Annotated in this window: 21 protein-coding genes; 12 read left to right on the top strand and 9 right to left on the bottom strand. The window is 66.9% G+C overall.

Features of this window, described 5'->3' with window-relative positions:
- Window positions 1-267: 267 nt before the first annotated feature.
- Window positions 268-684, bottom strand: coding sequence for a PPOX class F420-dependent oxidoreductase (locus tag IT306_13000; GenBank protein MCC7369339.1), 417 nt, complete (start codon window positions 682-684; stop codon window positions 268-270).
- Window positions 685-841: 157 nt separating this feature from the next.
- Entirely contained in the window at window positions 842-2,176 is a 1,335-nt protein-coding gene (locus IT306_13005) for an FAD-dependent oxidoreductase (protein ID MCC7369340.1), read from the bottom strand.
- Window positions 2,177-2,669: 493 nt separating this feature from the next.
- On the opposite strand from IT306_13005, the gene IT306_13010 reads away from it, so the two are divergent.
- Window positions 2,670-2,981, top strand: a complete 312-nt coding sequence (locus IT306_13010; protein ID MCC7369341.1) for a hypothetical protein — start codon at window positions 2,670-2,672, stop codon at window positions 2,979-2,981.
- A 206-nt stretch (window positions 2,982-3,187) separates the two neighbouring features.
- Here IT306_13010 and IT306_13015 read toward each other — a convergent pair whose 3' ends face one another.
- Window positions 3,188-4,207 (bottom strand): alcohol dehydrogenase catalytic domain-containing protein, encoded by a 1,020-nt coding sequence (locus IT306_13015; protein MCC7369342.1) that lies wholly within the window; start codon window positions 4,205-4,207, stop codon window positions 3,188-3,190.
- Window positions 4,208-4,264: 57 nt separating this feature from the next.
- Window positions 4,265-4,708, bottom strand: coding sequence for a flavin reductase family protein (locus tag IT306_13020; protein ID MCC7369343.1), 444 nt, complete (start codon window positions 4,706-4,708; stop codon window positions 4,265-4,267).
- A gap of 267 nt (window positions 4,709-4,975) precedes the next feature.
- Here IT306_13020 and IT306_13025 point away from each other — a divergent pair, with 267 nt between their 5' ends.
- The gene (locus tag IT306_13025; GenBank protein ID MCC7369344.1) at window positions 4,976-5,695 is read left to right on the top strand and encodes an SDR family NAD(P)-dependent oxidoreductase; all 720 of its coding nucleotides are present in this window, start codon (window positions 4,976-4,978) and stop codon (window positions 5,693-5,695) included.
- Between the two features lie 124 nt (window positions 5,696-5,819).
- Here the strand turns inward: IT306_13025 and IT306_13030 are convergent, their stop codons facing one another.
- Genes IT306_13030 through IT306_13040 form a run of 3 tightly spaced genes read right to left on the bottom strand, consistent with a single transcriptional unit; the run spans window position 5,820 to window position 9,470 of the window.
- Window positions 5,820-6,815: an ABC transporter permease gene (locus IT306_13030; GenBank protein MCC7369345.1), complete on the bottom strand. Its 996-nt coding sequence runs from the start codon at window positions 6,813-6,815 to the stop codon at window positions 5,820-5,822.
- Window positions 6,808-7,728, bottom strand: coding sequence for an ABC transporter permease (locus IT306_13035; GenBank protein ID MCC7369346.1), 921 nt, complete (start codon window positions 7,726-7,728; stop codon window positions 6,808-6,810). The genes IT306_13030 and IT306_13035 overlap by 8 nt, the downstream gene beginning before the upstream one ends.
- Window positions 7,729-7,778: 50 nt before the next feature.
- Window positions 7,779-9,470 (bottom strand): peptide ABC transporter substrate-binding protein, encoded by a 1,692-nt coding sequence (locus IT306_13040; protein MCC7369347.1) that lies wholly within the window; start codon window positions 9,468-9,470, stop codon window positions 7,779-7,781.
- Between the two features lie 380 nt (window positions 9,471-9,850).
- Between IT306_13040 and IT306_13045 the strand changes: the two genes are divergently transcribed.
- From IT306_13045 to pncA, 5 genes are all read left to right on the top strand, one after another.
- Window positions 9,851-10,417: a hypothetical protein gene (locus IT306_13045; GenBank protein MCC7369348.1), complete on the top strand. Its 567-nt coding sequence runs from the start codon at window positions 9,851-9,853 to the stop codon at window positions 10,415-10,417.
- A gap of 449 nt (window positions 10,418-10,866) precedes the next feature.
- Window positions 10,867-11,961, top strand: coding sequence for an LLM class flavin-dependent oxidoreductase (locus IT306_13050; protein MCC7369349.1), 1,095 nt, complete (start codon window positions 10,867-10,869; stop codon window positions 11,959-11,961).
- Window positions 11,962-12,329: 368 nt separating this feature from the next.
- Window positions 12,330-12,839, top strand: a complete 510-nt coding sequence (locus IT306_13055) for a hypothetical protein (GenBank protein ID MCC7369350.1) — start codon at window positions 12,330-12,332, stop codon at window positions 12,837-12,839.
- Between the two features lie 14 nt (window positions 12,840-12,853).
- Window positions 12,854-14,854, top strand: coding sequence for an AAA family ATPase (locus IT306_13060; protein ID MCC7369351.1), 2,001 nt, complete (start codon window positions 12,854-12,856; stop codon window positions 14,852-14,854).
- Window positions 14,855-15,180: 326 nt separating this feature from the next.
- The gene (pncA, locus tag IT306_13065) at window positions 15,181-15,756 is read left to right on the top strand and encodes a bifunctional nicotinamidase/pyrazinamidase (protein MCC7369352.1); all 576 of its coding nucleotides are present in this window, start codon (window positions 15,181-15,183) and stop codon (window positions 15,754-15,756) included.
- A gap of 336 nt (window positions 15,757-16,092) precedes the next feature.
- On the opposite strand, the gene ade is transcribed toward pncA, so the two are convergent.
- Window positions 16,093-17,823, bottom strand: a complete 1,731-nt coding sequence (ade, locus tag IT306_13070; protein ID MCC7369353.1) for an adenine deaminase — start codon at window positions 17,821-17,823, stop codon at window positions 16,093-16,095.
- Window positions 17,824-18,027: 204 nt separating this feature from the next.
- Between ade and IT306_13075 the strand changes: the two genes are divergently transcribed.
- Window positions 18,028-18,327, top strand: a complete 300-nt coding sequence (locus tag IT306_13075; GenBank protein MCC7369354.1) for a hypothetical protein — start codon at window positions 18,028-18,030, stop codon at window positions 18,325-18,327.
- Between the two features lie 353 nt (window positions 18,328-18,680).
- A complete protein-coding gene (locus tag IT306_13080; GenBank protein MCC7369355.1) occupies window positions 18,681-20,831 on the top strand; it encodes a PAS domain-containing protein in 2,151 nt (716 codons plus the stop codon).
- A gap of 97 nt (window positions 20,832-20,928) precedes the next feature.
- Here IT306_13080 and IT306_13085 read toward each other — a convergent pair whose 3' ends face one another.
- Window positions 20,929-21,723, bottom strand: a complete 795-nt coding sequence (locus IT306_13085; protein ID MCC7369356.1) for a 2,4-dihydroxyhept-2-ene-1,7-dioic acid aldolase — start codon at window positions 21,721-21,723, stop codon at window positions 20,929-20,931.
- Between the two features lie 523 nt (window positions 21,724-22,246).
- Here IT306_13085 and IT306_13090 point away from each other — a divergent pair.
- The 3 genes from IT306_13090 (at window position 22,247) to IT306_13100 (ending at window position 25,540) form a co-directional block, all read left to right on the top strand.
- Window positions 22,247-23,026, top strand: coding sequence for an SDR family oxidoreductase (locus IT306_13090; protein MCC7369357.1), 780 nt, complete (start codon window positions 22,247-22,249; stop codon window positions 23,024-23,026).
- Window positions 23,023-23,814: a GntR family transcriptional regulator gene (locus IT306_13095; protein ID MCC7369358.1), complete on the top strand. Its 792-nt coding sequence runs from the start codon at window positions 23,023-23,025 to the stop codon at window positions 23,812-23,814. Before IT306_13090 ends, IT306_13095 begins: the two co-directional genes overlap by 4 nt.
- A 160-nt stretch (window positions 23,815-23,974) precedes the next feature.
- Window positions 23,975-25,540: an extracellular solute-binding protein gene (locus tag IT306_13100; protein MCC7369359.1), complete on the top strand. Its 1,566-nt coding sequence runs from the start codon at window positions 23,975-23,977 to the stop codon at window positions 25,538-25,540.
- Window positions 25,541-25,865 lie beyond the last annotated feature (325 nt).

Raw genomic sequence — 25,865 nt, forward strand, 5'->3', positions numbered from 1 at the left:
TCCTGTGAGACGAGGGCATGGTAGCCGGGCGGTCACGGCGGCGCACAGCGAGGGCGAGAGGAGGAAACAGGGCGATCGCATGTTCGTTGGTGTTCCCGCAACGCCATGAAACGCGCAGTCGGCGCTTTCAAGCCCCGACGACGCTGCACGACGCACCCAACCTGCAATCGCCCTGGAGGAGGAGAGGCCCTCACCCCGAGGAAGGCCCTCACCCCCGACCCCTCTCCCTGTGCGCGGGAGAGGGGCCGACTGCCTACTGGCCGGAGCCTACTCCGTGCCCATCTCGATCACGTGGTGCGGCTTGATCACCAGCGTCACCCGCTGCTCGCCCTCGCGGCGGAACGGGTACTTCTCCTTGCCGAGATACTTGAACGCCAGCCGGTCGATCTGGTCGTCCGCGCCCTCGTGCCGCCGCTCGACGATGGTGCCCCGCACCACGACGAAGCGCCAGGCGTTGGCGCTGTCTGCCACGCTCACCGCGACGCGGTTGTCGTTGGCGACGTTCTTCGTCTTCACCCGGCCCTCGGCGGTGTTGACGTAGATCGTCGCGCCGTCATCCTCGACGTCAATCCAGACCGGGGTGGTCTGCGGCGATCCGTCAGCCATCAAGGTGACGAAATGGGCGAGCTGTGGCTCCTTGAGCAGCTTGACGCCACCGGCGGAGATACGATCAGCCTTTGGCATGCGAGACGGTCTCCCTCTGTCACACGATCGAACGAGTACAGCAACGTGCTACAGCAGATGCACGCTTCGGCGATGCATCGTCTGTGCCGGAGAAAACGGTCCAACGTTGAACGATATTCCCGTCACACAGGCGGCAGTCCGTGACGGGAACCAGAGGCTAGACGGCGGCTGGCACGGCCGGCACTTCGAGAATGCCTCCCTGACCGACGATTCGCGATTGGAGGGCTGGCACGTCCACCTCCGGCACACGTCTGCCCGATTCGACGGCCAGCGCCGCCGCGATGCCGGCCGCCTGACCCATGCCCATCGCCGTGGCCGTCAGGCGGCTGGACGCCAGCGCGGCGGACGTCGCGGAGTGGCAGCGGCCGGCCACCAGCAGGTTGCCGACGCCCTGAGGCACCAGCGTCCCGTACGAGATATCGTAGGGCGGCACCAGATGCTCGGTGTGCTGCGTCGCCGCCGCGTTTCCGTGCCGGTCGAGCTTGCCGCCGCCAAGCACGACGGCATCGTCCCGGCGCCGGCCGGCCCAGACATCCTGCTCCGTGAGCATCGCCAGCCCGACGATCCGCCGCGACTCCCGCGCGCCGGCAGTCGGCCCGGTCGCCATCATGTAGGCGTCCCGGAACTCGGGCAGGTTCTCCTTCAGCAAGTGGAACATCGTCCAGGCGTCCTTGCGTCCCTGGATCTCCGCCCGCGTCCAGTCGGCCGGGTCGGTCATGTTGCCCGGGACGCGTGTCGCGTTGAAGTACAGGTCGTGCGCCATGAAGCGGGCCGGCCACGGCCCGCCGAACGATCCGAGCTTGCCCTCGGCGTGCGCGCGCTGGAACAGCTCCGTGCAACGGTCGCGCAGGGCCATGTCGGCCGGCGCATGGACGTCGATGACCCGAAAATGCAGGCTCATCGGCTGGATCGGGTCGTTCACCTCGTAAGGCGCGCCAGCCCAGGCCGCCACGTCGGCGTCGCCAGTGCAGTCGACGACCACCTTCGGCTGGATCGCCACCAGCCCGGCCTTGTTGCTGACGATGACCGCCTCGATCTGTCCGTCCCGCGTGACGGCGTCCGCCACCTGGGTGTGGTAGAGCACCTGGACGCCGGCATCCAGCAGGATCTCGTCTGCCGCCCTCTTGAAGCGTTCTGGCTCCGTGGTGGGCGTGATCCAGTCCGGATGCTCAGCAACCTGACTGATCTCGCCGTTGTAGGTGAAGCAGCTTGTGCGTGGATCACGCCCCTTCAGGATGCCCATTCTGTCAAGCATCTCAAAGACCACGCCGCCAACAACCGGGCGACCGGATCGCGTATCGATCAGGCCATCAAATGCCGACCCGATCACTGCTGTAAAGAATCCGCCTGAGAATCCCATGCGCTCGACGAGCAGCGTTCGCGCGCCGCTGCGTGCAGCCGCCACCGCCGCGCCAATGCCGGCAAGGCCACCACCGCAGACCAGCACATCGGTCTGCACGGTGGTCGGAATGGTGCGTGCATAGGTGTACATTGAGAGATCATCCTCCCCGGGGCCAGCAGTCAACCAGCCAGCATGATGCTATCTGACGCCGAGGGCCCAGGCCACCGCGCCGATCTGCCCCACGACAACGGGCGACCGGCCGCGCGAAGCCGTGTGGATTGTCGGCGGGTGGCGCGGATCCAGGCAGCAGCCGCGCAGCCCACCCTCGCAGGACGTCGACGTCCACTGTGCAAACTATGTGGAGAACGATGGAACCATCTTCACCGCGAGGCTCGCACGCAACAGCGCAGGCAAGAGCCACGCAATTCTGCGCGCAGCTTGCGAAATCCTCATGAAATGCAGACAGGACCGCCGGCCCTCTACGGCACCGGATGTGCATGTTCCAGGAATATCGGCGCAGACTCCTGACACATTGCACGCATCATGCCGTGATGTTTCTGCCAAATTCCCACCGTTTCAGCCTTGCACACTGGCGTACGCTCCGACGTATGATTTCTGCGAGCCTTTCCTCAGGTGTTACAACATGCCGCAGTTTCGTGAAGTTGATGTTTCCGCAAAGCAGCGGGTTAAGCAGCGGACCAAGGGGTATCAGGAGCGGGAGCCATTCCGGCAGGCTATCCTGAACCTGTCTGCCGATAAGGCCATCGAACTTGCGCCCGAGCGCGGTGAGTCTCTTCGCAAGTTGAAGCTGAATCTCGCTCGTGCAGGCAAGGAAGTTGGCCGGCCGATCTCTTATGGTGAGTCAACCGATGGCACGATCATCGCCTGGCTTGCCGATGGCGAAGGAGGCCAGAAGCGACGCCGCCCGCGCAAGGCCGGTGTCGAGGGTTCGTAGCACATCAGCGCGTGCCTGACGCCGAAGACGCGCGCCTCTCGCCGTGATCCTGTCAGGATAGTCTTGACAATCTCGGTGAGTACGTCTGCGCCTTCCGCGCCAACATCTTGCTGGCAGCATCGCGCCGAACGGCGCGCAGCATCAGCATTCTCGTACCAGATCGGGCCGTCGCCAGCGCACACGTTGGCGACGGCCCGACTGCATTCCTACGGCGTGACGAGGGTCTTCACCCCGCGCCGATTGCTGGCGGCCGAGAAAGCGTCATGGACCCGCGGCAGCGGGAACCGCGTCCCGAGCAGCGGCTCGACATCCAGGATCGCCAGCAGCTCGACGGCCCGACGGAACTCCTGGGCGCGGATGAACGACGTACGGATCGTCAACTCGCGCTCGAAGAGCTCGTACGACTTGAGCGTCAGCTCGGCGGTTGCCGGCGGCACGCCCACCAGCACGACCGTCCCGCTGCGCCTCGGCAGCGAGATCGCCGTCTGCGCCGTGACGACCGCGCCCACCGCCTCAAAGGCCACGTCCACGCCAACCCCGTGCGTCGCCGCGAGCAGCCGCTCACGGGGATCCTCGGCCATCGGGTCGATGGCGAGATCGGCCCCAAGCTGCAACGCCAGCGCCCGCCGCTCGGCGTCCGGCTCGGAGACGGCCACCAGGGATGCGCCGGATCGCTTCGCCAGTTGCACCAGCAGCAGACCGATGGTCCCTGAGCCGACGATGGCGACCGTGCCGCCCGCACGCAGGCCGGCCCGCTCCGAGGCCCGCAGGCAGCAGGAGAGCGGCTCGGCAATCGCGCCGTACTCCACCGGCACGCCGTCCGGCAGCGTGAAGGCTGTCATCTCGGGCACGCGCAGGTACTCGGCAAACCCGCCGATCAACGACGTCCGCTTCGCACACATGTACGGCAGCGCTTCATGGCAGTAGAAGCAGGCGCCGCATGGGATGTTCGGGTCGATGGCGACAGACGCGCCGACCTCGACTGACGTGACGTCTGGCCCGACCGCCACGACCGTCCCAGACATCTCGTGGCCGAGGATTCGCGGCGGCTTGTAGAGCGGGATCGATCCGTCCAGCAGGTGCAGGTCGGTGGCGCAGATGCCACAGGCCGCCACCCGGATCAGCACGTCGCGCCCCCGCGGCAGCGGCACCGGCTGCCGTTCAAGACGCATGTCGTCAACCCCGCGCCACATCGCGCAGGCCATATCCGCGGGCAACGTCGGCATGAAGCCCTCCCTCCAGGGCGAGAACAGTGTCAGTGTGGCGAGAGCAGCCGCCGCGAGCTAGGCAAGCTGGCGGTACTGCCCCCGGAAATAGGTGAGCGGCGCGCCCTCGTTCGCGGTGCCGTCGAGGATCTCGCCGATGAAGATGGTGTGGTCGCCGCCGTCCACCACCTGGTGCACCTTGCACTCGATCCAGGCCAGGACGCCGTCGAGAAGCGGTGCGCCACTCTCCGGGCCGAGGCGGTAGGCGACGCCCTCGAACTTGTCCGGGATCTTGCTGGCGAACCGCCGCGAGATCTCCTCCTGGTCACTGGCCAGGATATTCACGGCGAACGTGCCGGCCTCGGCGATCGCCCCGATGGACTCCGAGCGGTTGTCGATACTGATCAGGCAGAGCCGTGGCTCCAGCGACACCGAGCTGAACGCGCTGGCCGTGAGGCCCCGCACGACATCATCCGGCCCCCTGCTGGTGATCACCGTGACGCTGCTGGCAAACGACGCCATCAGCGTGAAGAACTGCTCGCGTGTGATGGACACCCCTGGCCTCCAGATCCTCAGCCCGGCGCCGTGGCGCCGGCGGTCCTTCACCGTTGCGCCGAAGCCGCGTCGGCCGGGCAGGCGACGGCGGTTCGGATCGCGCGGGCAGTAGAGTGTAGACAGACCGCGCCGGATAGTCGAGTCGGGCCTGCCATCAGCGCGCGGGCGGCGCGGTCGAACGGCGAGCCGGTGGCATGGTAGCCTCCCAGCGGACCTCACCCTGGGAGGAAAGCAATGCAGCTTAAAGGTCGCGTGGCCGTGATCACGGGCGCCGGCACCGGTATCGGGCGCTCCACGGCCATCCTGCTGGCGAAAGAAGGCGCGGCCGTCGTCGTGGCGGCGCGCACGACCTCGGACCTCGACTCAGTGGTTCAGGAGATCACGGCGGCTGGCGGCAAGGCGCTGGCCATCACGACGGACGTGAGCGTCGAGGAACAGGCCGAAGCGCTGATCGCCAAGACCCTCGAAGCGTTCGGGCGGGTGGATATCCTCGTCAACAACGCCGGCACCAACGTGCGTGCGCCCATCGATCAGGTCAAGACGGCAGACTGGAACACGATCATCGGCTCGAACCTGAACGGGACATTCTTCTGCACCCGGGCCGTCGTCGGGCCGATGAAGGCGCAGGGGTTCGGCAAGATCATCAACGTCTCATCCGGAGCCGGCAAGCGCGGCAGTGCGACCCGGCCATCCTACTCGGCGGCCAAGCACGGCGTCGTGGGCTTTGGCGACGCCGTGGCGAAGGACTTGAAGGAGACGGGCATCGCCGTGACCACGGTGCTGCCTGGGCCGATCCTCACGCCGCTGCGCCGCCGGAGCGTCCCGGACGAAGATCCGAACCTGTTGATCGGCGCGGAGGAAGTGGCCGAGGTGATCCTGTTCCTGTCCACGCGCGGGCGCGACGTGATCATCCCGGAAGTGGCGATCTACCCACGAGCGTTCATCCCGGCCTGACCCTCCGGAAGGCCTACACCCCGCAGTCGCGGGATCTTCCCGATCACTGCACTCGTGCTCGTCCAGGGAAGCTCCCTCCGCTTCGCTCGTGCCTCGCTTCGGTCGGGATGACGGCGGGCGGCGCCTACCGGCCGCCCTGGCCCGCCCGGCGCATCCACGGGTCGAAGGCGTCCAGCAGCGCGTCGCCCACGATGTTGCAGGCCAGCACCGTGAGCGCCAGCGCGCCAGCCGGCCCGAGGATCAGGTGCGGGTTGCCGCCCCGCGCCGCGTTCGCGCCGGACAGGATCATCGCGCCCCAGCTCGGCGTGGGCGGCTGCACCCCGATGCCGATGAACGACAGCGCTGCCTCCACCAGGATCACGCGCGGGATGCCGAGCGTCGTGGCGACCACAATCGCCGGCAGGACGTTCGGCAGCAGGTGCCGCGCGATGATGCGGCCCGTCGAAGCGCCCGACGCCCGCGCCGACTCGATGAACTCGCGCTGCTTGAGCGAGATAACCTGGCCGCGCACCAGCCGTGCGACCGTCAGCCAGGAGACCAGCGCCAGCGAGAGAAAGATGCCGAGCATCCCGGCCATCATCGCGTCCAGGCCGCCGAGCAGCCCGAAAAGGCCGCCGGCATCGGCCTTCAGCCCGGCCCGCAACGAGGTCACCACGATGATGATGAGCAACAGGTCCGGGAAGCTGTAGAGCACGTCGATGGCCCGCGAGAGGGCCGTATCGATCCAGCCGCCGAAGTAGCCGGCAGCGGCCCCGACCGGCACGCCGATCATCAGGATCAGTACCTGGGCCACGATGGCAACCGAGAGCGAGATGCGGCCACCGTAGATCAGGCGGGTGAGCAGGTCGCGGCCAAGCTCGTCGTTGCCGAGCCAGTGCGCCGCCGACGGGCCGCGCCGCGCCAGGGCCACGTTCTGGGCGCTCGGCGCGTACGGGGCGATCAGGTCGGCAAGCAGCGCGCTCAGCAGCAGCAGCGCCAGCAGCCCCAGGCCGAACAGCGCGAACCTGCTGGCTCGAAGCTGCCGCCACGCCAGCAGCCACGGGCTTGACGGCCGGACCGTGCGAACGCCCCCTGCGCCCCGCGCCGAGCCGGCCGCCGGCGCAAGGGCCAGGTCAGCCATACCGAATCCTCGGGTCCAGCAGCGCATAGCTCAGGTCAACGGCGAGATTGACCAGGGCGACGACCGTCGTCATCAAGAGCGTCACGCCCATCAGCAGCGGATAGTCGCGGCTGGTGACGCTGGTCACGAACTGCCGACCGATGCCCGGCACGGCAAAGACGGTCTCGACGTAGAACGAGCCGACCAGCACCTCGGCCAGCAGGATGCCGCCAATCGTGATGACCGGGATCAGCGCGTTGCGGAGCGCGTGCCGCCGCACCACCAGCCCCTCGCGGAGCCCCTTGGAGCGGGCCGTCCGCACGTAGTCTGCCGACAGCACCTCGATCAGCGAGGCGCGCGTGGCCCGCGCCAGCAGCGACATCGGGAACAGGCTCAGCGTGATGGCCGGCAAGATGTGGTGCTGCCAGCCGTCGATCCCTCCGGGCGGAAGCCACGCAAGCTGCAGCGCGAAGACCCAGATCAGGATCGGGCCGACCACGAACGACGGCAGCGAGACGCCGAGCACCGAGATCACCAGGGCGGCCCGGTCGGCGACGGACTGGTAGCGCACGGCGGCCATGACGCCCAGGGGGATTCCGAGCAACACGGCGAGGCTCATCGCCAGCGCTCCGATCCGCAATGAGACAGGGAAGAGCTCGCGGATGATGTCGCCGACGCCCCGCGCGACCCGCGAGTACGACGGGCCGAAATCAAAGCGCGTCACGACGCCGCCCAGATAGTCCAGGTACTGCTGCCAGAGCGGCCGGTCCAGCCCGTACTTCTGGTTCAACTGCGCGATGGCCTGGGGTGGGACCGGCTTCTCACGATCCCACGGGCCGCCGGGCGTCAGGTGGTAGAGGGTGAACGTCAGCGTGTACACGGTCAGCCAGACCGGCAGCAGGATCAGGACCCGCCGTACGACGTAGCGGGTCACGACAGGGTTTCCACAGTCACGATCAAGACTTCGAGAACCAGAATCGAGGCCTACCGGGCGTCGAGGGACATCGTGCGGAGCGGCGTCAGGCCGAGCACGCGCGCCGGGTCGTACCCCTTCAGGTACGGCTTCACCAGCGAGCGAATCTCGTAGTGGAACAACGGGATGTGCGGATACTCCTGCGCCATGATCGCGTCGGCCTGCTGGTACTGCGCGGCACGACGGGCATCGTCCTGCTCGCCAGTCGCCTGCCGCACCAGGGCGTCGAACTGGGCGTTCTTCCAGCCGCCGTTGAAAGAGGTCGGGTCGCTGGCCGAGTCCCAGAGCAGGTTGTACCAGTTGTTCGGATCCTCGTAGTCCGAGAACCAGGAGCCACGGAACAGGTCGCCGCGCTGCGTCCACTCGTCTCCCCGGCGGAAGCGCAAGAACGTCGCCCACTCCATCGATTCGAGCTTGACGGTGATGCCGAGCGTGTCCAGCCAGCGCGCCTGGAGGTACTCGGCGAAGATCCGCCACTCGGCGCTCGTGTTGTAGGTGAAGGTGATCGTCGGGAACCCACGACCGCCCGGATAGCCGGCGTCGGCCAGCAGTTGCTGGGCCTTCGCCACATCGTCGTGCGGCCAGAGATCGGGCTGCCGGCCGATGATGCCATCGGGATGCAGCCCGTAGGCCGGCTCGCCGGCCCGCTTCAGGACGGCATCGAGGATCAGGCGGCGGTCGAGCGCCAGCCCGAGCGCCTGCCGCACGCGCGCATCCTGAAAGTGTGGCTGGCGGTGATTGATCGCCAGGAACGCCGTGGCGGACTGCTCGATCGGAATCACCTGGCTGGAGAGAACCGGATCGGCCAGGATGCGGTCGATCTGGGTCGTCGGCAGCTCGGCCGGCACGCCCGCGCCCGTCGTATCGATCTCGCCGGCCTCGTAGGCGGCCAGCATCTGCTCGCTGCCATCCTCCGGGAACGCCCGGAAGACGGCGCGCTGAATGCGCGGCTTCTGCCCGACGTACCGCTCGTTGCGCTCCAGCACGATGCGCGTCTCGTGGACCCACTCCTTGAGTGTGAACGGCCCGTTGGTGACGATCGTGGCTGGCTCGGTCCAGGCGTCGCCGTTCGCCTCGATGGTGTCCTGGCGCAGCGGGAACAGTGTCCAGGTCGAGGCCAGACGCAGGAAGTAGCTGGCCGGCTTCTCCAGCGTGACCACCAGGGTGCGGTCGTCCAGGGCCTGCACGCCAAGCTGCTCGGGATCCAGGTTCCCATCGTTGATGGCCTGGGCGTTCTTCACGGGGAAGAGCGCGTTCGCGTACGGCGAGGCCGTGACGGGGCTGACGTTTCGCTTCCAGGCCCAGGCGTAGTCAGCGGCCGTGACCGCCTTCCCATCCGACCACGTCGGCCCCTGCCGCAGCTTGAACGTGTAGGTGAGGCCATCGCCGGAGATCTGCCACGACTCGGCCCCCACGCCCGAGACGCCACCGTAGGCATCGTAGGCCACCAACCCATCGAACAGCTGGGCGATGATGTCGATGGAGGCGGAATCCTCGGCGAGGCCGGGATCAAGCGTGGGGGGCTCAATCGACGGGAGACGCACCTCGCCGGCCGCCCCCTGCTGAGCAAGCGGGACGGCCTGCCGGGCCGAACCAGCCGCCGACGCTGCCTGCACACCCTGGGGAGCCGAACCGTACACCGCGATCAGTGGAGCCGCGACCGCAAGCGAGCCAAACCGAACCAGGAACTCACGCCGACGCATCGGGACTGTCCCTCCTGTGTGGCCCACACCGGTCGAGGGTATCTGCCGTGTGGTCAACTACCTGAGCCACCAGACGCACCAGTCCTCAGAATCGCGGGCCGGCGGGCGACTATCACACGTCCCGGAAAAGAGTGTCAAGAGCGCAGCGTCACTCGGAGGGCCGCGCACCAGAAAGGCGCGCACGAGTGGGAACTTGGGCGCTCGGAACGACGTCTATCATCGTAGGGAACACCAGAACGATTGCCCATCCTGGTCCGGTTCGTGCATCACATTCTGTGAAGTAGGGTCGGGTGCCGCGGCTTTCGGTCGTGTACGAGGGAAGAGCAGCGATGCGTCGGCGAAGTCGAGCCTGGCAGGCGGCGATTCGAGCCGGGGACCACGTGCATCGGCGCCGGCGTTCTTCAGCCGCCGGCCAGTTCGCCTGGCGGCTGGTGGTGGTGCTTCTGGCCGTTGTGCTGATCACCGTCACGCCCGCGGCGGCACAGGCTCAGGACGCGACGAACGTCTGGCGCAGCCCGCAGTTCGGCCTGAAGCTCGCCCCACCCGACGGCTGGCGGATCGTGGAGGAGCGGAGCGACCCCGAGCGCGGCGACGTGGTCATCCTCGGCAATGAGACGTCTGCGCTGCTGGTCGGCCTCCTGCACGACACCCGCACGCCGCGCGAGATGGCGGATGACCTCGTCCTGTCGCAGAAGACGACGACGCCCGACCTCGCCGTGCTGCAGTCCGAGGTGACGGCGACCGGTGCGATCCTGATGTTCATGCAGTACACGATCCAGCCGCACACCGATGGCGCCATGCTCATCGACGAGAAGGCGCTGGTCGGCGCACTCCAGCCGGGCGCGTCCACGATCACGGTGCGCGGCATGGTACCCGACCGCGCGAATGTCGAGGCCGAGTTCGCCCAGATCGAGGCGATGATTGGCACGCTCCAGCCCGACCGTTAGCCGAATTCGACCCAGATATCATGTTATTTCTATCAGGAATAGCGATTCGGGGTGCGAGTGTCCCGGCCGGGACGGGACATCGGACACATAAAGCGCTGTACTAAAACGCTGTAGGTTGTGATCGATCTCTGACGATCTCCCGGTGACAGCGAGTTCATTCCCGCCCGTGGGGCGCGGTACGACGGTCGCGGCGTTGTTCTCTTCGCGCCCGCGGTATTGATTCTCGATGCTGAGGACAGGGTCCGCAGCGCGGCGCAGACCCAGAAGTCGTCCCAATAGGCAACGGCATAGGATCGGTAGGCGGCCGACCGGCGCAGCGGTCGCTTCCCGAGCGTATGGCGTTCCAGCTCCTGACTTCAGCGACCGGTCACCTGGCGGCGACGGTAGATCCTCGGAAAGACCGGGGTCTCGGTATTCGTGACCGCGTGGTTGTGAAAGGGCATGGGGCTATGCAAGTTGGACTGATGTTCCTCTTCAGCGAGTTCAGCAAACTCTCGCAGGAGCGGGTGTTCCGCGAAGTGCTGGAGGAGATCCAGTACGCCGAGGAGCTGGGCTTCGACTCCGTCTGGGTGCCCGAACACCACTTCGCGACGCCCGGCCTGCTGGGCAACCCGATCCCGCTGGTCGCGGCGGTCAGCCAGCGCACCAGCCGGATCAAGCTGGGCATCGCGGCCATCGTGCTGCCGTTTCAGCACCCGCTCCGCATCGCCGAAGACACGGCCCTGCTCGACGTCCTCAGCGATGGACGATTGATGATCGGGGCCGGGCGCGGCTGGCAGGTTCCCGAGTTCCAGACGTTCCAGATCGATCAGACGAACTCGCGCGAGATGTTTGCCGAGAGCGTCGACATCATCAAGAAGGCCTGGACCAAGGATAACTTCTCCCACGAGGGCAAGTACTGGCAGTTCAAGGATGTCTCGGTCTTCCCGAAGCCGGTCCAGCAGCCGCACCCGCCGATGTACTGGACGGTCGTGACGCCAGGCTCGTACCAGGCGGCGGGCCGGATCGCTCAGCCGATCATCCGCTCGCTCAACTTCGTGTCCCTGAGCACGGTCGAGGAAGGCACGCGGCTCTACGCCGAGGCGCTCGAGCAGACCGGCAAGACGATGGCCGACATCGACATGCCGCTGACCGTGAAGATCTACGTTGCCCCGACTGACGAGGAGGCCCAGCGGGAGGGCCGGTCAAACGCGGAGTGGTTCTACAAGAGCCTGTCGACGTTCCTGCCAGGCGCCCCCGGCCGCCCGAAGCCGCAGTCCGGCTACGAGCAGTACCCGGACAACCCTGAGGCCGTCGCGCGGGCCGCCTCCGACAACCTCTGGGAGTGGGGCGCGTGCTTCGGCTCGCCCGAGACGGTGCTGGAGCAGCTTCGGGCGTACAACGGCCGGGCCTACACGAACCACTGGATGAGCTGGATGCGCATCGGCGAGATCGAGCACAAGAAGGTGATGCGCTCGATGGAGCTGTTCGCGAAGCACGTCATGCCCGAGTTGAAGAAGGACGCGGCAGCACGAGACGGCGTCCTGGCCGGGAGTGCGCGGTAGGGCACGCCCAGCAGGCGCCTGGGGATACGGTCCGAAAGCTCGTCGGCCGAGGCGAACGACGTTCGACCGCCAGGACGCACACCACCAGGACGCACGGCGAGCGAAGTCAGGGACCACCAGCGAGGGACGGGGCGACGTGGGTGTCGCTTCGTCCCTCGCGCGCGTCCGCGCCGCGCCACCCTGACCCGGCCGAGGCCAGCCCGAAAAGAGATCCGCTGACGCCTTCATAAACGCACTATCAGCAGTTATCTCTGGCACGTCTGGCTCACTGAGCGATATCGTAGACCGGTGAGCGCACTCGATAGACGTGAACGCAGGCCGCACGGGCGCCTGCATCATCTACGTCTGGCGTGTCTCGGAGCCACGGTATGATGGGACGTATCGTCCAGCGGCTGCTGCATCGTCTGATTCGGGGCCTTGTCGTCAGCAAGGTTCGCTTTGGCATCCTGCTGGTGGCATTGCTCGCCGGCGCGTCGCTGCTCCTGCTCCAGACGGGGCTGCCTTCGTTCAGCCTGTCGATGCCAGCGGCGATGCGCCTGCCCGGCGCCGGCCAGCCGACCTCGACCGAGAGCTACATGCGCGGCACCGAGACCTTCAACGCCGACCTGGTCTGGAACGCGTACAACGAAGAAGCCCAGGGCATGTATCGCAGCCGGGGCATCAACCTCCAGGCGATGCAGAACCAGATGGATCAGGCGAAGCAAGCGGGCATCAAGCTGGAACAAGTCACCTATATCGGCGGACAGGCGTTTCCCGATGGCACCAGCATGCACTTCTACACCGTCCTGACGCGCGGACCGCAGCCCCGGTCCGAGCCTGAGCCGATGTGGTACGTGTTCACCTTGGATCGATCTGGCAAGATCGCCAAGGTTCAGTAAGGAGGCCCCGACAGATGGCGGCTCGCACCACCTCGCCCTTCGTAGAGAAGGAGTACGACGAGCTCGATCGGCGGATCGACGGCTTTCTCGGAAAGCTCGGGGCGATCTTCCGCATCGTCGTCGTCCTGGCAGCCATTGGCGGCTTCCTCTACTTCGTCTTCCTCCCGAACCTCGACACCTGGGGTCCGATCCTCGGGTTTGTCTTCACCATCCTGTTCCAGCTCTTCTTCGCCGTCTTCTTCATCATCATCCAGTTCGTCGCGATGTTCTGGTTCCTGGGACGGACGCGCATCTACTGGATCATGCCGGGCGAGACGGGCGTCGGCTTCAAGGACTACAAGGGCAACCCTGAGATCATCGAGCTGGCCGAGCGCGTCGTGACGCTGCTGCGCGGCGTCAAGGGCTTCAAGGAGATGGGCGGCCAGGTTCACCGGGGCATGCTGCTGGCAGGCCCTCCTGGCACGGGCAAGTCGTACCTGGCGCAGTGCATCGCCAGCGAGGCCGGCATCCCGTTCGCCTACGCGTCCTCGCCCAGCTTCCAGAGCATGTTCATGGGCATCGGCAACATCAAGGTGATGATGCTGTACAGCAAGGCCCGCAAGATGGCCAAGAAGTACGGCGCGTGCATCATCTTCATGGACGAGATCGACGCCATCGGTATGGCACGCGCGGGCCAGGGGCCGGGCGCGATGATGGGCGGTTTCATGGGGATGGGAGGCGGCTCGGGCCTGCTGAACGAGCTGCTGATGCAGATGGACCCCCCGCCGACAGACCAGGGCTGGCGGGCCAAGCTGCTCCGCAAGTTCGGGTGGCGGACGGCGAAGGCTGAGATGCCACCGGTCTTCACGATGGGCGCGACGAACCTCGTCAACACGCTGGATCCGGCCCTGCTGCGGCCAGGGCGGTTCGACTGGAAGATCCAGGTCGAGCGGCCGAGCTACGAGGGCCGCCTCGAAGTGCTCGACTACTACCTCGCCAAGGTCAAGAGCGTGCCGGGCCTGCCGGTCGAGCGAATCGCCACCGAGATGATCACGCCCGAGGGCCAGGGCTACAGCCCGGTCGAGATCAAGTTCGTGGTCAACGAGGCGGTGGTGCATGCGCACTTCGACAACCGCGACGCGATCACCTACGCCGATGTCCGCCACGCGATGGAGACCCGCGAGTACGGCCTGCGCCAGCGGATCTCCGGGCGGACCTTCGAGGACAAGCGGCGCGTCGCCTACCACGAGGCCGGGCACGCCATCGCGATGCTGCGGCTCTACACCCGCAAGCGGCTGGATCGGCTGACGCTGATGCAGTACGGCGAGCTGCGTGGGGCGGAGGGTGTGGCCTTCGACAAGGCGAAGGAAGAGATCCACATCACGACCAAGGAAGAGCTGCTGATCGACATCCAGATCTACCTCGCCAGCAAGGCGGCGGAGATCGTCTTCCTCGGCACCGAGACGAACGGCATGGGCGGCGATCTGCCGGGCGCGAGCTATCGGGCGCTCCAGTACGTCCGCTGCGGCATGGGTGGCCAGTTGTTCACGCTCTGGAACGAGCAGCCGACCCCCCACGAGCGGCAGCAGGCCGAGCGGGTGATGCAGCAGCAGTTCCAGTCGGCCCGGCAGCTGGTCGAGAAGAACAAGCCGCACGTCCACGCCATCGTGGAAGCGCTGCTGGAGAAGGAAGAGCTGCTCGGCGAAGAGGTCGAGGAGATCGTTGCGCGGGTCGACGCCGAGGTTGGCCGGACCAGCGGCCGGATCGTCGATCTGCCGACGCCGGCGCTGCCGGCTCCCACGCCCGAGGTGCAGGAGCAGCGCCCGGCCCCGACCCAGGTCGGCACGGCCGCGGCGTCGGTGCGCTACGCTGGGGCGCGCCGCCCATCCGAGGAGCGGGCGCAGCAGGAGCAGCGGGATCGTTCCGAGCATGGCGGCGTCGCCTACCGCGAGCCGTCCTCGCCGCCGCCGCCAGCTCCTCCGGCCCAGTCGAGCAACCAGGGTCCAGCCTCGGACAGCGAGCCGTCGAGGGGTTAGCGAGAGATCGATCCGACCGCCCCTGTTCGTGGCGTGTTGAGCTGTAGACAGCATCTCACGAGCGACGGGCGGTCAGGTCAGGGTCTTGAGTCCGGCTCCCCCTGTCATCTTGCACGCATTCCTGTGAGTTCGCCACTCCACTCCCATGCAACCATCAGACCATGGACTGTTGCGCGGGAGAGGGGGAGTCGGACAGTATCAGTCCTCGGAGCCCGGGCCAGCCGACCAGCGTCGGCGGCCCGGGCTTCTGGTTTGCCTGGACGACACGCTGCGAGATACGCCATATTTGACTGTAGCGTAGTTGAATCCAGCCTGTGGAGACGACGATGTTGACGCCTACTCCCGACAGTGCCCTGGTCATCATCGACGTGCAGAACGACTTCTGTCCTGGCGGCTCGCTGCCGGTGGCTGACGGTGACAAGGTCGTGCCGGTCATCAACGCCTACGCCGAGGCGTTCGCGAAGGCCGGCTGTCTGGTCGTGGCGGACCGCGACTGGCACCCGTCAGACACCTCGCACTTCGCCACGAACGGCGGCGCGTGGCCCGTTCACTGCGTCCAGGATACGCCAGGGGCCGCGTACCACCCGGACCTCAAGCTGCCGGCCGGCGCCGTCCACATCCGCAAGGGCATGCGGAATGACGAGGACGCCTACTCGGGCTTCGAGGGGCGCGACGGCGACGGCACGCTGCTGGCATCGATCCTGGAGCAACACGGCGTCAAGACCATCTACGTCGGCGGGCTGGCCACGGACTACTGCGTTCGCGCCACCGTCCTGGACGGCCTGAAGGCCGGCTTCCAGGTCAAGCTGATTCAGGATGGATGCCGGGCCGTCAACATCCAGCCAACGGACGGTGAGGCTGCCATTCGTGAGATGGCCGAGGCCGGAGCTGCGCTGGTCTAGTGGCCAGTCAGTCGTGAACGACCAGGTCGGGCCACTGCCGATGCTACCCCCGTCATCCCGAGCAAAGCGACCCATTCGGCAAGCTCAGGGCAAGCATCCGGAGCGAAGTCGAGGGATCTTCTCCGGCGCACCGGGTCCAGACTCCAGGAAGATCCTTCCATTCCGCTCGTTCCTCGCTTCAGTCGGGATGACGGCGGGCACTGAGCAACGGGAGCGTCCCTCGGATGATGGCGCCCTCGTCCAGCAGCGACGTCGGCAGCGAGAAGATCAGCACGCCGGCGCCGTCGAGCCCCACCGCGAAGACGACGGGCGCAGAATGGTACCCCCTCTACGCGGCTACACCCCGACGGGCACCAGCTCCCACGCCTCGACGTCCACCAGGCCACGGTCGGTCAGTTTGAGGGCTGGGATCACCGAGAGCGCCAGGAACGAGAGCACCATGAACGGCCGCCAGACCGTGCAGCCGATGCTGCTCGCAGCCTCCTCGACAGCCTCCAGCCGCGCCGCGACCTCCTCGAAGGGGAGGTCGGACATCAGGCCGCCAATGGGCAGCGGCAAGCGGGCCAGCACCTCGCCGTCGCGGACCGCGGCCAGCCCGCCGCGCTGCTCCACCACCGCGTAAACGGCTGCCAGCATGTCCTCGTCGCTCACGCCGACCACGCCGATATTGTGGGCGTCGTGCGCGACACTCGACGCCAGCGCGCCAGCCTTCAGGCCGAACCCCTTGACCAGCCCGACGCCGACGTCGCCCGTCGCCCTGTGCCGCTCGACGACGGCCATCTTGAGGATGTCGCGGCCGGGATCGGAGACAATATGACCATTGACGATGGCCGGCTCTTCGACCAGGTGGCGCGTCACGATCTGGTGGGGCACCACGCCGATCACCCGAGCGTGGCTCCCCGTGGCCGGGATGACCAGCTTCGAGGCGTCCAGCCGGCCGATGTGGACGGTGTCCAGGGCCTGGGAGTAGTCGAACGGGGGCGGCGTGAACGTCGGTCGGCCATCGCGTGCGACAATCGCGCCGTCCTTGAACACCAGCTTCGCGCGCAGGTTCTGGAGGTCGTCCGCGACGATCAGGTCCGCCCGATAGCCCGGCACAATCGCCCCGATGCGCGGCAACCTGAACCGCTCGGCGGCGTTGATGGTCGCCATCGCGATGGCCCCGACCGGGTCCATGCCCTCGGCGATAGCGAGCCGCACGGCGTGATCGAGATGGCCCTGGTGCAGGAGATCGTTCGGAGCGCGGTCGTCGGTGACGAACAGCGCGCGTCGCGCTCGCAGCCGCCTGACGACCGGCAACAGCTCGTGCAGGTTGTGCTCGGTTGAGCCTTCCCGGACCATCAGCCAGAGACCTTGCCGCAGCTTCTCCTCGGCCTCTTCGGCGCGGGTCGTCTCGTGATCGCTCTCGATACCAGCCGTCAGATAGGCGCAGAGATCCTTGCCGGTGACGCCCGGGGCGTGCCCGTCAATCGGCACGCCGCGCCGCTGACCCAGCTCGGCCTTGGCCAGCACGGCCGGATCGCCGGCGAGCACCCCGGGGAAGTTCATCAGCTCCGCGATGCCCACCACGCGCGGATGGTCGAGTAAGGGGGCCATGTCCTCAGCGGTCAGGGTGTGGCCGCCGTTCTCCATCTCTGAGGCCGGCACGCACGACGGCACGTTGACGAAGAAGTTCAGCGGCAGGTCGTCGGTGGCCGCCAGCAGCATCTGGATGCCCGGTGCGCCCAGCACGTTGCCGATCTCGTGCGGGTCAACGACGACACTGGTCGTGCCGGACGGCGCGACGGCCCGTGCGAACTCGCCGGCCGAGAGCATGGTGCTCTCGACGTGCAAGTGTCCGTCGATCAGCCCCGGCAACAGGTACGCGCCGTCGAGGTCGATCTCGCGCTGGCCGTTGTAGCGCTGGCCGCCAAGTCCAACACCGACGATGTCGCCCTCGTGGATCGCGACGTCCGCCGGGTGGTCGTAGATCTCGTTGGTCAGCACGTTGACGACGCGGGCGCGCTTCAGGACGAGGTGCGCGGGCGCGCGGCCACGGGCGGCCAGGATGCGGTCACGGAGCGGCATGGAGACGGCCTCCGGCACACGCACCAGCAGCCACCCCGGTGCGCCGACGACGTTTTCACCAGCATACCGAATTGTCGTGGCACAGACCGTGCTTTAGAGAGCGGCGGAGGTGACTCAGATGTACTCGATTCTCTACATCATCGGTGCCATCGTCGTGATCGTCGTCGTGTTGCGCGTACTTGGTCTCGTCTAGGGATCGCTGGGATGGCACAGATCAACGTCAACACTCCCGCACCGGTTGAGCCGGAAGGCCGCGCCACATCGGCTGGCGCGGGCATGCTGGCCGTGATTCTGGCGATTGTCGTCGCCGTCGTCGTGATGTGGCTGCTCTTCTCCGGAATGTTCTCTGGGCCGTCGTCGAGCACCACCAACGTCAACGTGAATCCGCCGGCCCAGCAGCGCGAGAATCCGAGCGTCAACATCAACGTGCCGAAGGTCGAGGTGAACCCGCCGGCCCAGCAGCCAGCGGCGCCTGCCCAGCCGGCCGCTCCGAGCAAGCCGTAGGGCACGTCTCGGATCGGCGCTCCAGACTGACGAAAGGCCACCCCTCCGGGGTGGCCTTCGTGCTGTCAGTCGGCAACCAGTCAGCCCTCAGGGCTTGACGGCGTGGATGGCCGCCGGCTCGTCGTGGCAGGATTCGGCCGCCGGACGCGCGATGGCCACGTCGCCAGATCCGCCGACAGCGTCAGGAAGGACTCGCGGCGCTCGGCTTCAAACGTGCCGGTCCGTCAGCCGTTGCTGGGCGTCAGCCGTTGCTGGGCGTCAGCCGCGCGCTCGGCGACCGCTGTCGCGACCGTCGGCCGTGCTGGCATGGGTCTTGCTATTCGACACCGAACTCAGTCCAAGGACGCCATCTCGTGAGTAGCGGAACTCAGAACTTCGACGCGGCGCTCGGGGGCAATCTGCCTGCCTCTCGGGGCGAGATGGCGGAACGTACGCGCGCCTTTGACTGGGACCGAACGCCAGTCGGTCCGCCGCGCTTCTGGCCTCGCAGCCTCCGAACCGTCCTGAACCTGATGCTCAGCTCGCAGCACCCGATGTTCCTCTGGTGGGGTCCGGAGCTTGTGCAGTTCTACAACGATGGATACCGCCCAAGCCTCGGCGACGATCGGCATCCCAACGCGCTCGGGGCCAGTGGGCGGACGTTTTGGTCGGAGATCTGGCCCGCCATCGGTCCCCAGATCGAGGCCGTCATGGAACGCGGCGATTCGACCTGGAACGTCGATCACTTCGTGCCGATCTCACGCAACCATCGCGTCGAGGAAGTCTATTGGACCTACGGCTACAGCCCGGTCCTTGATGACGATGGGAGCATTGGCGGGACCCTGGTGATCGTCCAGGAGACTACCGATCGCGTCGTGAGTGAGCGCCGGATGCGTCTCCTCCAAAGCCTCGCCGACCAATTCGCCGTACATCCGCAGACGTCAGCGGAGATTTACCGGTTGACGTCCGATCTGCTGTCCAACTATGACGCCGACGTGTCGTTCGCGCTGCTGTACGAACGTGACGCTGATGGCCATGCGTTGCAGCTGGTCGCCCGAGTCGGATGCTCGGACGAGCTCTCAGTTCGAGAGACCGTTGACCTCGGTGCTCCTCGGTCACCAGGCGAGACCTGGCCTTTCCAGAGCGTGGTCTCATCGCAGCAGACTGAGCTGGTAAACGATCTCGCCGCGCGTTTCGCGACGGTCCCGGGTGGCCGCTGGCCCGAGCCAGCCCCGGGTGCCCTGCTCCTGCCGATTGAAGCACCAGGTCAGGCCGGCGTAGCCGGGGTCCTGGTCGCCGGTTTGAGCCCGCGCCTGCCGTTCGACGAAGGGTATCGAGAATTCCTGCGCCTGGTGACCGGTCAGATCGGCAATGCACTTGCCAGCGCCCAGCTACGCCAGCAAGAGCAGGCGACCCGCGAGCAACTGGAGCATCTCTTCGAGCACGCGCCATCTGCGATCGCGCTCTTGAGCGGCCCCGACCAGGTCTTTACGCTGGCAAATCAATGCTACCTCGATCTGACGGGCCGACACGATGTGATCGGCAAGTCCGTTCGCGAGGTTTTTCCGGAGCTTCAGAACCAGGGGATCTACGAACTGCTCCACCAGGTGTACACCACCGGCCAGCCGTTCATCGCCGATCAAATGCCGCTCCAGCTCGACTTGCAGGGCGATGGTGTGCTGGAGACGCTCTTTCTCGATTTCGTCTACGCCCCGATGTACGGGCGCTCTCGGACGATCACTGGCATCTTCGTCCACGCCTACGACGTGACCGATCAGGTCAAGGCACGACAGACGGCCGAGGCGGCCATCCGAGCACGAGACGAGTTTCTCTCTATCGCCTCACATGAGTTGCGGAATCCAGTCGCAGGCATCAAGGGAACGGCGCAGCTTCTCTGTCGCCTTGCACGGTCGGGCCGCCTGGACGCCGAGCGCCTCGAACGATACGTCACCTCCATCGAAGCTGGAACCAACCGCCTGACGACGCTGATTGAAGACCTGCTGGACGTCACGAGGCTTCAGCAGGGTGCGCTGCTGCTGCGGCTTCGGATGACCGATCTCGCGGCGCTGACCCGTGAAGTCGCGGCCCGCCTTCCGCATCCGGGACGCCAGCAGGTTGCCATCGCCATCGGCGAGGCCATCCGCCCCGCCATGATGGATCCCGATCGCATCGAACAGATCCTCGTGAACATGCTCGACAATGCGGTGAAATACTCGCAGGGACATGGTCAGATTCTGGTCAGTGTGCGTCAAGACCCCTCGGGCACCGAGCTGCGCGTGCAGGATCACGGGATTGGGCTGCCCGAGGGGATGACTGAACGGATCTTTCAGCCTTTCGGGCGTGCGCCGAACGCCACGACCGAGAACATTCCGGGTCTTGGGCTCGGCCTGTACATCTGCCGCCAGATCGCCGATCGTCACGCCGGAAAGCTGTGGGCTGAGAGCGCCGGAGAGGGTCAAGGCGCCACATTCATCCTCTGGCTGCCATCAACACAGCCACTCGAGAACGTCACAGGCCGTACCTGAGGGTGCTCACGTGACGGTCGCCGAGGCACTCGCCGGCCGCGGCAAGGGGCATCGGAGGATCAGGCAGGCTGACTGCCTGCCTGCCTCCGATCGGGCATCAGGATGCGGCAATCGTGTCAGCGACGGCCCGCACCTGCGCAAGGTTCGCGCCACAGCCGGCGCGCATGCCTCCCACGTCACCCAACATCGAGATGATCCGGAAGCCCTGGCGTACCCGCTCGCCGGCCATGCCGGCATCGGTCGTGAACAGGCCCGGCCCCTTCCCGTGGCGTTGCGCGGCCTGAAGCACCTGCGTGGCCGCCTCTTCGACGCGCGGATCCATCGGCGCGGCGTCCGGCACCGGGCGCGGCGACAGCCCGAACGACAGCGAAAAGTCGTTCGTGCCGATCAGGCAGCCGTCGACGCCGTCCACGGCCAGGATCTCGGCGGCGTTCTGGATGCCCTCAGCCGTCTCGATCATCACCACCAGCATCAGCTCGCGCTCAGCCTCGGCAAAGTAGTCCGAGCCGCCGTACAGCGAGCCGCGAATCGGTCCCCACGAGCGGTCGCCCCTGGGCGGGTAGCGCATCGCCCGGACGGCAGCCTCGGCCTCGCGGGCGTTGTTGATCAGCGGCACGACCACGCCGTACGCCCCCAGGTCGAGCACCCGCTGGATCAAGGGGCCATCGTTGGAAACGACGCGGACCCAGGGGATCGTCGGGGTGGCGCTGACGGCGGTCAGCAGCGAGCCGATATTGCCGAGGTTGTTCTCGCCATGCTGCAAATCGAGCAGCAGCCAATCGTATCCCATGTGGCCCATCGTCTCGGCCACCAGCGGGCTGCAGCAGCTCACGCTCGCGCCGAGGATCGGCAGTCCGGCCTGAAGTTTCCGCTTCGCAGAGTTCGGTCGCATGCATCCTCCTCTGTTGGGTCGTGGGTCGTGGGTCGTGGGTCGTGGGTCGTGGGTCGTGGGAGCATACTGGCTGACGCGCGCCGCTGCGATGGAGTAAAAACGCAACTCCCCATGTCATCCTGAGCGCAGCGAAGGATCTCACCCGCTGACCGTCAAGGTTGGGAGACCCTTCACGTCGCTCGCAAGCTCGCTCGTTCAGGATGACAGACTCATTGCTGACCGCTGACGCAAACGTCGAGCATCAGCAGATGGGTGAGCGTTGACGGTCAGCGGGTGAGATCCTTCGCTGCGCTCAGGATGACAATTGAAAGTCGCGTGCTTTCACTGATACGACCCTCCACCCACAATCGACGACCCTCCACCCACAATCGACGACCCTCCACCCACAATCGACGACCCTCCACCCACGATCCACGACCCACGATCTCGACCAGACGTGTAGACAGTCACCGTCTGATCGGATATGATATGCCGCACTGCACCGTAGGGCCAGCACGACGATGTGCCCTATGCGGAGGAGCCTATGGCCCAGTTCGCCGGGATCGACCTGTTTCGCCTTGATGGCCGCGTCGCCCTCATCACCGGCGGCGGCGGTGCCATCGGCACGGCGATGGCCGGCGGTCTGGCGTCGGCCGGTGCGTCGATCCTGATTGTCGACCGACGGCAGGACGCTGCCGAAGCTACCGTCAAGGCGTTGCGGGACGCCGGTGCCGACGCGGCGGCCGTCGAGGCTGACGTGACGAACGAGGACGACGTGAAGCGCGCCGTCCAGGCCGCGGTCTCGCGGTGGGGTCGGCTCGACATCCTGATCAACGGCGCAGGCATCGGTGCGCGGCACCCGGCCGAGGGGTATCCGCTCGAGCGCTGGAAGACCGTGCTCGACATCAACCTGACCGGCACGTTCCTCTTCTGTCGCGAGGCTGGCGCAGTGATGCTCCGGGCCGGCAAGGGCAGCATCATCAACATCGCCTCGATTGCGGGCCTCGTCGGCTACAACGGCAACCCCGCCTACCTTGCCAGCAAGGGGGGCGTGGTGCAGCTGACACGGGCCCTGGCCGTCGAGTGGGCGACGCGCGGCGTGCGCGTGAACGCCATCGCCCCGGGCGTCATCGCCACCGAGATGGTGGCGAAGCAAGTCGAGCTGGAACCCGACTTCTACGTGGAGTTCCGCAAGAAGCACCCTGTCGACCGCTTCGGGACCGTTGACGAGCTGGTCGGGCCGGCCATGCTGCTGGCATCGGACGCCAGCTCGTTCCTGACCGGGCAGACCATCGCCGTGGACGGCGGGTACGTCGCTCAATGACCTCGTTCGAGGAGCGGACACGCGCCACCACGCCGCCAGCCCCCCGTGGCAGCGGTGAGCCGCGCGTGCTCTCGCTGCCGAGCCTGGGCAACCATCCGAAAATCAAGGACGTCATCTACGAGGAGCTGCGCGAGCGCATCGTCTTCGGTGGCTTCGCACCGGGCGACCGCCTGGTTGAGGCCGATCTGGCCGCCCGCTTCGGCGTCAGCAAGACGCCCGTCCGCGAAGCATTGCTGACGCTCGAAGCTGAGGGGATGGTCGTGCTGCGGCCCCACCGAGGCGCAGAGGTCTCGCAGCTCACCGTCGAGGAGTGGGACGACCTGATCTTCATGCGCGACGTGCTGGAGATCGGGGCGCTGCCCGACATCATGGCGAGCATGACGGAGGCGCACTTCGAGCAGGCTGAGGCGGCGCTCGCCGAGATGACCGACGCCTGCACGCAGGCCGACTATCGACGGTATCGCCGGGCGCAGCGGCAGCTGCATTTCATCATCCTGGGGTCGCCCGGCCGGCCATCCCTGCCCGAGGCCGCCGTGCGCCTCAACGACCGACTCGACCGCTATGGTCAGTCGCTGGTCACGCGGGATCCGCTGCGCTGGGCCGGCGATCTGGAGATGAACCGGCGTCGCCTGGAGCTGATTCGCGACGGTGACGCCGAGACGTACGCCGCCATGATCCGCAGCCGGCACGCCGAAGCCACCCCGATCATCGGGCGGCTGGCCGGCCAGTCCGCCGAGGACAACGCCACTCGGAGCAGCCGCCCGGCGCGACGCCGCGCCAACGGCTAGGCGTCCGGACCCGCACGCCATCATCCCACCGCTACGATCGTATCTAATATCCTAACCTACCACGACAGGCTGACCGGTCCTGCTCGCCAGGACTCCGCACTGCGACTGACGCCGCACCAATGGCCGGTGCGCATCAGACGACCTCACTGATGGAGGGGCAATGGACATGCGACCTACCCAGATCAGCGGGGCAGCCCGCCCCACCACCGGTCCGGTGACGCGCCGGCGGTTCCTCTCACTGGCCGCATTGGGGAGCGCGGCCGCCCTGCTCGCCGCCTGCCGGCCGAGCAGCCCGACCGCCGCCCCGACGGCCGCTCCGGCAGCGGCGAAGCCGGCCGAGACCAAACCCGCCGAGACCAAGCCGGCGGCGGCTGCGCCGTCCGGGTCGCCGGCCGCGGCAGCACCATCTGGCTCACCGGCGGCTGCCGCGCCGGCCGGGTCGCCGGCCGCCGCCGCGCCAGCGGTCTCGGTGCCAGCCTCAAAGCCGGCGGACGCCGCCGCCCTCAAGGGCACCTCGCTGACGGTCATCGCCGGCAACTCGTACGTGCCGGCCCAGAACCAGCTCGTTGACGATCTCGTCGCCAAGCTGGCCGCCGCGACCGGGATGAACGCGAAGGTCGAGCGGTTCGCCGACGCCGAGATGGATACGAAGGTCGCCTCGATCATCGAGACCGGCGTGGGCGGCGACGTCTGTGTGCTGCGCGACTTCGACGCGTACCTGTACGGCGAGAAGCTGGCCGACGTCTCCGACGTGGCTGACGAGGTCAGCAAGCAGTGGGGCGGTTGGTACGATATCGCTCCGCAGACCTGCGTCGTCAACGGCAAGTGGCGCGCGATCATGTTCGGGCAGGCCCCGGCCGCCTGGAACTACCGGACGACGATGTTCAAGGCCGCCGGCCTGGACAAGTTCCCGGACACCTTCGACGAGCTGCTGACCTCGGCGCGCAAGCTCCACGAGAAGGGGACGCCGGTCGGCATGACGCTCGGGCACGCCCCGGGCGACGCCCGTTCCACCAACTACCCGGTCCTCTGGGCGTTCGGCGGCAAGGAGTTCCAGGCCGACGGCAAGACCATCGCCATCAACTCGCCCGAGACGATCAAGGCCTGCGAGTGGTACGCCGAGATGTTCAAGGTGATGGACCCCGGCGTCACCGCCTGGCTCGATCCCGACAACAACCAGGCGTTCCTGGCCGGCAAGGTCTCGGCGACGGTCAACGTCAACACGATCTACCTCGCCGCCCGCACCGCTGCGAACGATCCAGCCAAGCCGGACGCCTCGCGCAAGGAGTTCATCGAGACGATGGACCATGCCAACTGGCCCTCGGGGCCGGCCGGCCGGTTCGGTCAGTACAACATCAACCTGTGGGGCCTGTTCGCGTCCTCCAAGAACGTCGAGGGCGGCAAGGCGTTCCTGCGTGCCTGGCACGATCCGTCCTTCCTCGACAACTGGACGAAGGTCGGCCAGTCCTACTTCATCCCGCCGGTCAAGGGCATCGAGTCGCGCGATGTCTGGCCGGACGATCCGAAGCTGAAGATCTTCCGCGAGCTGAACAAGGTCAACCGGCTGCCGGGCACCCCTGGGCCACCGACCCGCTCGGCGGCCCAGGCGGTCTACAACTTCGTGATCGCTGACATGTTCGCGAACGCGGCGACGGGCAAAATGAAGCCGGCCGAGGCCGCCGCCTGGGCCGAGAACGAGTACAAGCAGATCGTCGCCAAGAACTGAACGAGCGAGTAGGCGAAGCGCGCGAGGCAATCCACGATGTCATCGTGAGCGCAGCGCAGGATCTCACCCACAGGAGCTGCGATTGCTGGGTGTGAGATCCTTCGCTGCGCTCGCAGGCTCGCTACGCTCAGGATGACAGGTTGGCCTACTGCCTACTGCCTACTGCCTACTGCCTACTGCCTACTGCCTACTGCCTACTACTACAACGACGAGCTTTACGTCCGGGTAGAATGGAGAGGAGCGGGTGTTGCTGGGGGTGCGACGATGGACTCGGCCGAGTTGGACCAGCTGGCGGATCGATTTGCGGCGCTGAGTCGCCGCTACG

This window comes from Chloroflexota bacterium, assembly GCA_020850535.1.
Classification (GTDB): domain Bacteria; phylum Chloroflexota; class UBA6077; order UBA6077; family JACCZL01; genus JADZEM01.

Excerpts from the sequence above, each read along its gene's own strand:
- IT306_13000 (MCC7369339.1), bottom strand. The coding sequence starts at position 684 with ATGCCAAAGGCTGATCGTATCTCCGCCGGTGGCGTCAAGCTGCTCAAG.
- IT306_13030 (MCC7369345.1), bottom strand. The coding sequence starts at position 6,815 with ATGGCTGACCTGGCCCTTGCGCCGGCGGCCGGCTCGGCGCGGGGCGCA.
- IT306_13075 (MCC7369354.1), top strand. The coding sequence starts at position 18,028 with ATGGCACAGATCAACGTCAACACTCCCGCACCGGTTGAGCCGGAAGGC.
- IT306_13005 (MCC7369340.1), bottom strand. The coding sequence starts at position 2,176 with ATGTACACCTATGCACGCACCATTCCGACCACCGTGCAGACCGATGTG.
- IT306_13040 (MCC7369347.1), bottom strand. The coding sequence starts at position 9,470 with ATGCGTCGGCGTGAGTTCCTGGTTCGGTTTGGCTCGCTTGCGGTCGCG.
- IT306_13025 (MCC7369344.1), top strand. The coding sequence starts at position 4,976 with ATGCAGCTTAAAGGTCGCGTGGCCGTGATCACGGGCGCCGGCACCGGT.
- ade (MCC7369353.1), bottom strand. The coding sequence starts at position 17,823 with ATGCCGCTCCGTGACCGCATCCTGGCCGCCCGTGGCCGCGCGCCCGCG.
- IT306_13090 (MCC7369357.1), top strand. The coding sequence starts at position 22,247 with ATGGCCCAGTTCGCCGGGATCGACCTGTTTCGCCTTGATGGCCGCGTC.
- IT306_13100 (MCC7369359.1), top strand. The coding sequence starts at position 23,975 with ATGGACATGCGACCTACCCAGATCAGCGGGGCAGCCCGCCCCACCACC.
- IT306_13015 (MCC7369342.1), bottom strand. The coding sequence starts at position 4,207 with ATGCCGACGTTGCCCGCGGATATGGCCTGCGCGATGTGGCGCGGGGTT.
- IT306_13050 (MCC7369349.1), top strand. The coding sequence starts at position 10,867 with ATGCAAGTTGGACTGATGTTCCTCTTCAGCGAGTTCAGCAAACTCTCG.
- IT306_13085 (MCC7369356.1), bottom strand. The coding sequence starts at position 21,723 with ATGCGACCGAACTCTGCGAAGCGGAAACTTCAGGCCGGACTGCCGATC.
- IT306_13060 (MCC7369351.1), top strand. The coding sequence starts at position 12,854 with ATGGCGGCTCGCACCACCTCGCCCTTCGTAGAGAAGGAGTACGACGAG.
- IT306_13095 (MCC7369358.1), top strand. The coding sequence starts at position 23,023 with ATGACCTCGTTCGAGGAGCGGACACGCGCCACCACGCCGCCAGCCCCC.
- IT306_13020 (MCC7369343.1), bottom strand. The coding sequence starts at position 4,708 with ATGGCGTCGTTTGCCAGCAGCGTCACGGTGATCACCAGCAGGGGGCCG.
- IT306_13055 (MCC7369350.1), top strand. The coding sequence starts at position 12,330 with ATGATGGGACGTATCGTCCAGCGGCTGCTGCATCGTCTGATTCGGGGC.
- IT306_13010 (MCC7369341.1), top strand. The coding sequence starts at position 2,670 with ATGCCGCAGTTTCGTGAAGTTGATGTTTCCGCAAAGCAGCGGGTTAAG.
- pncA (MCC7369352.1), top strand. The coding sequence starts at position 15,181 with ATGTTGACGCCTACTCCCGACAGTGCCCTGGTCATCATCGACGTGCAG.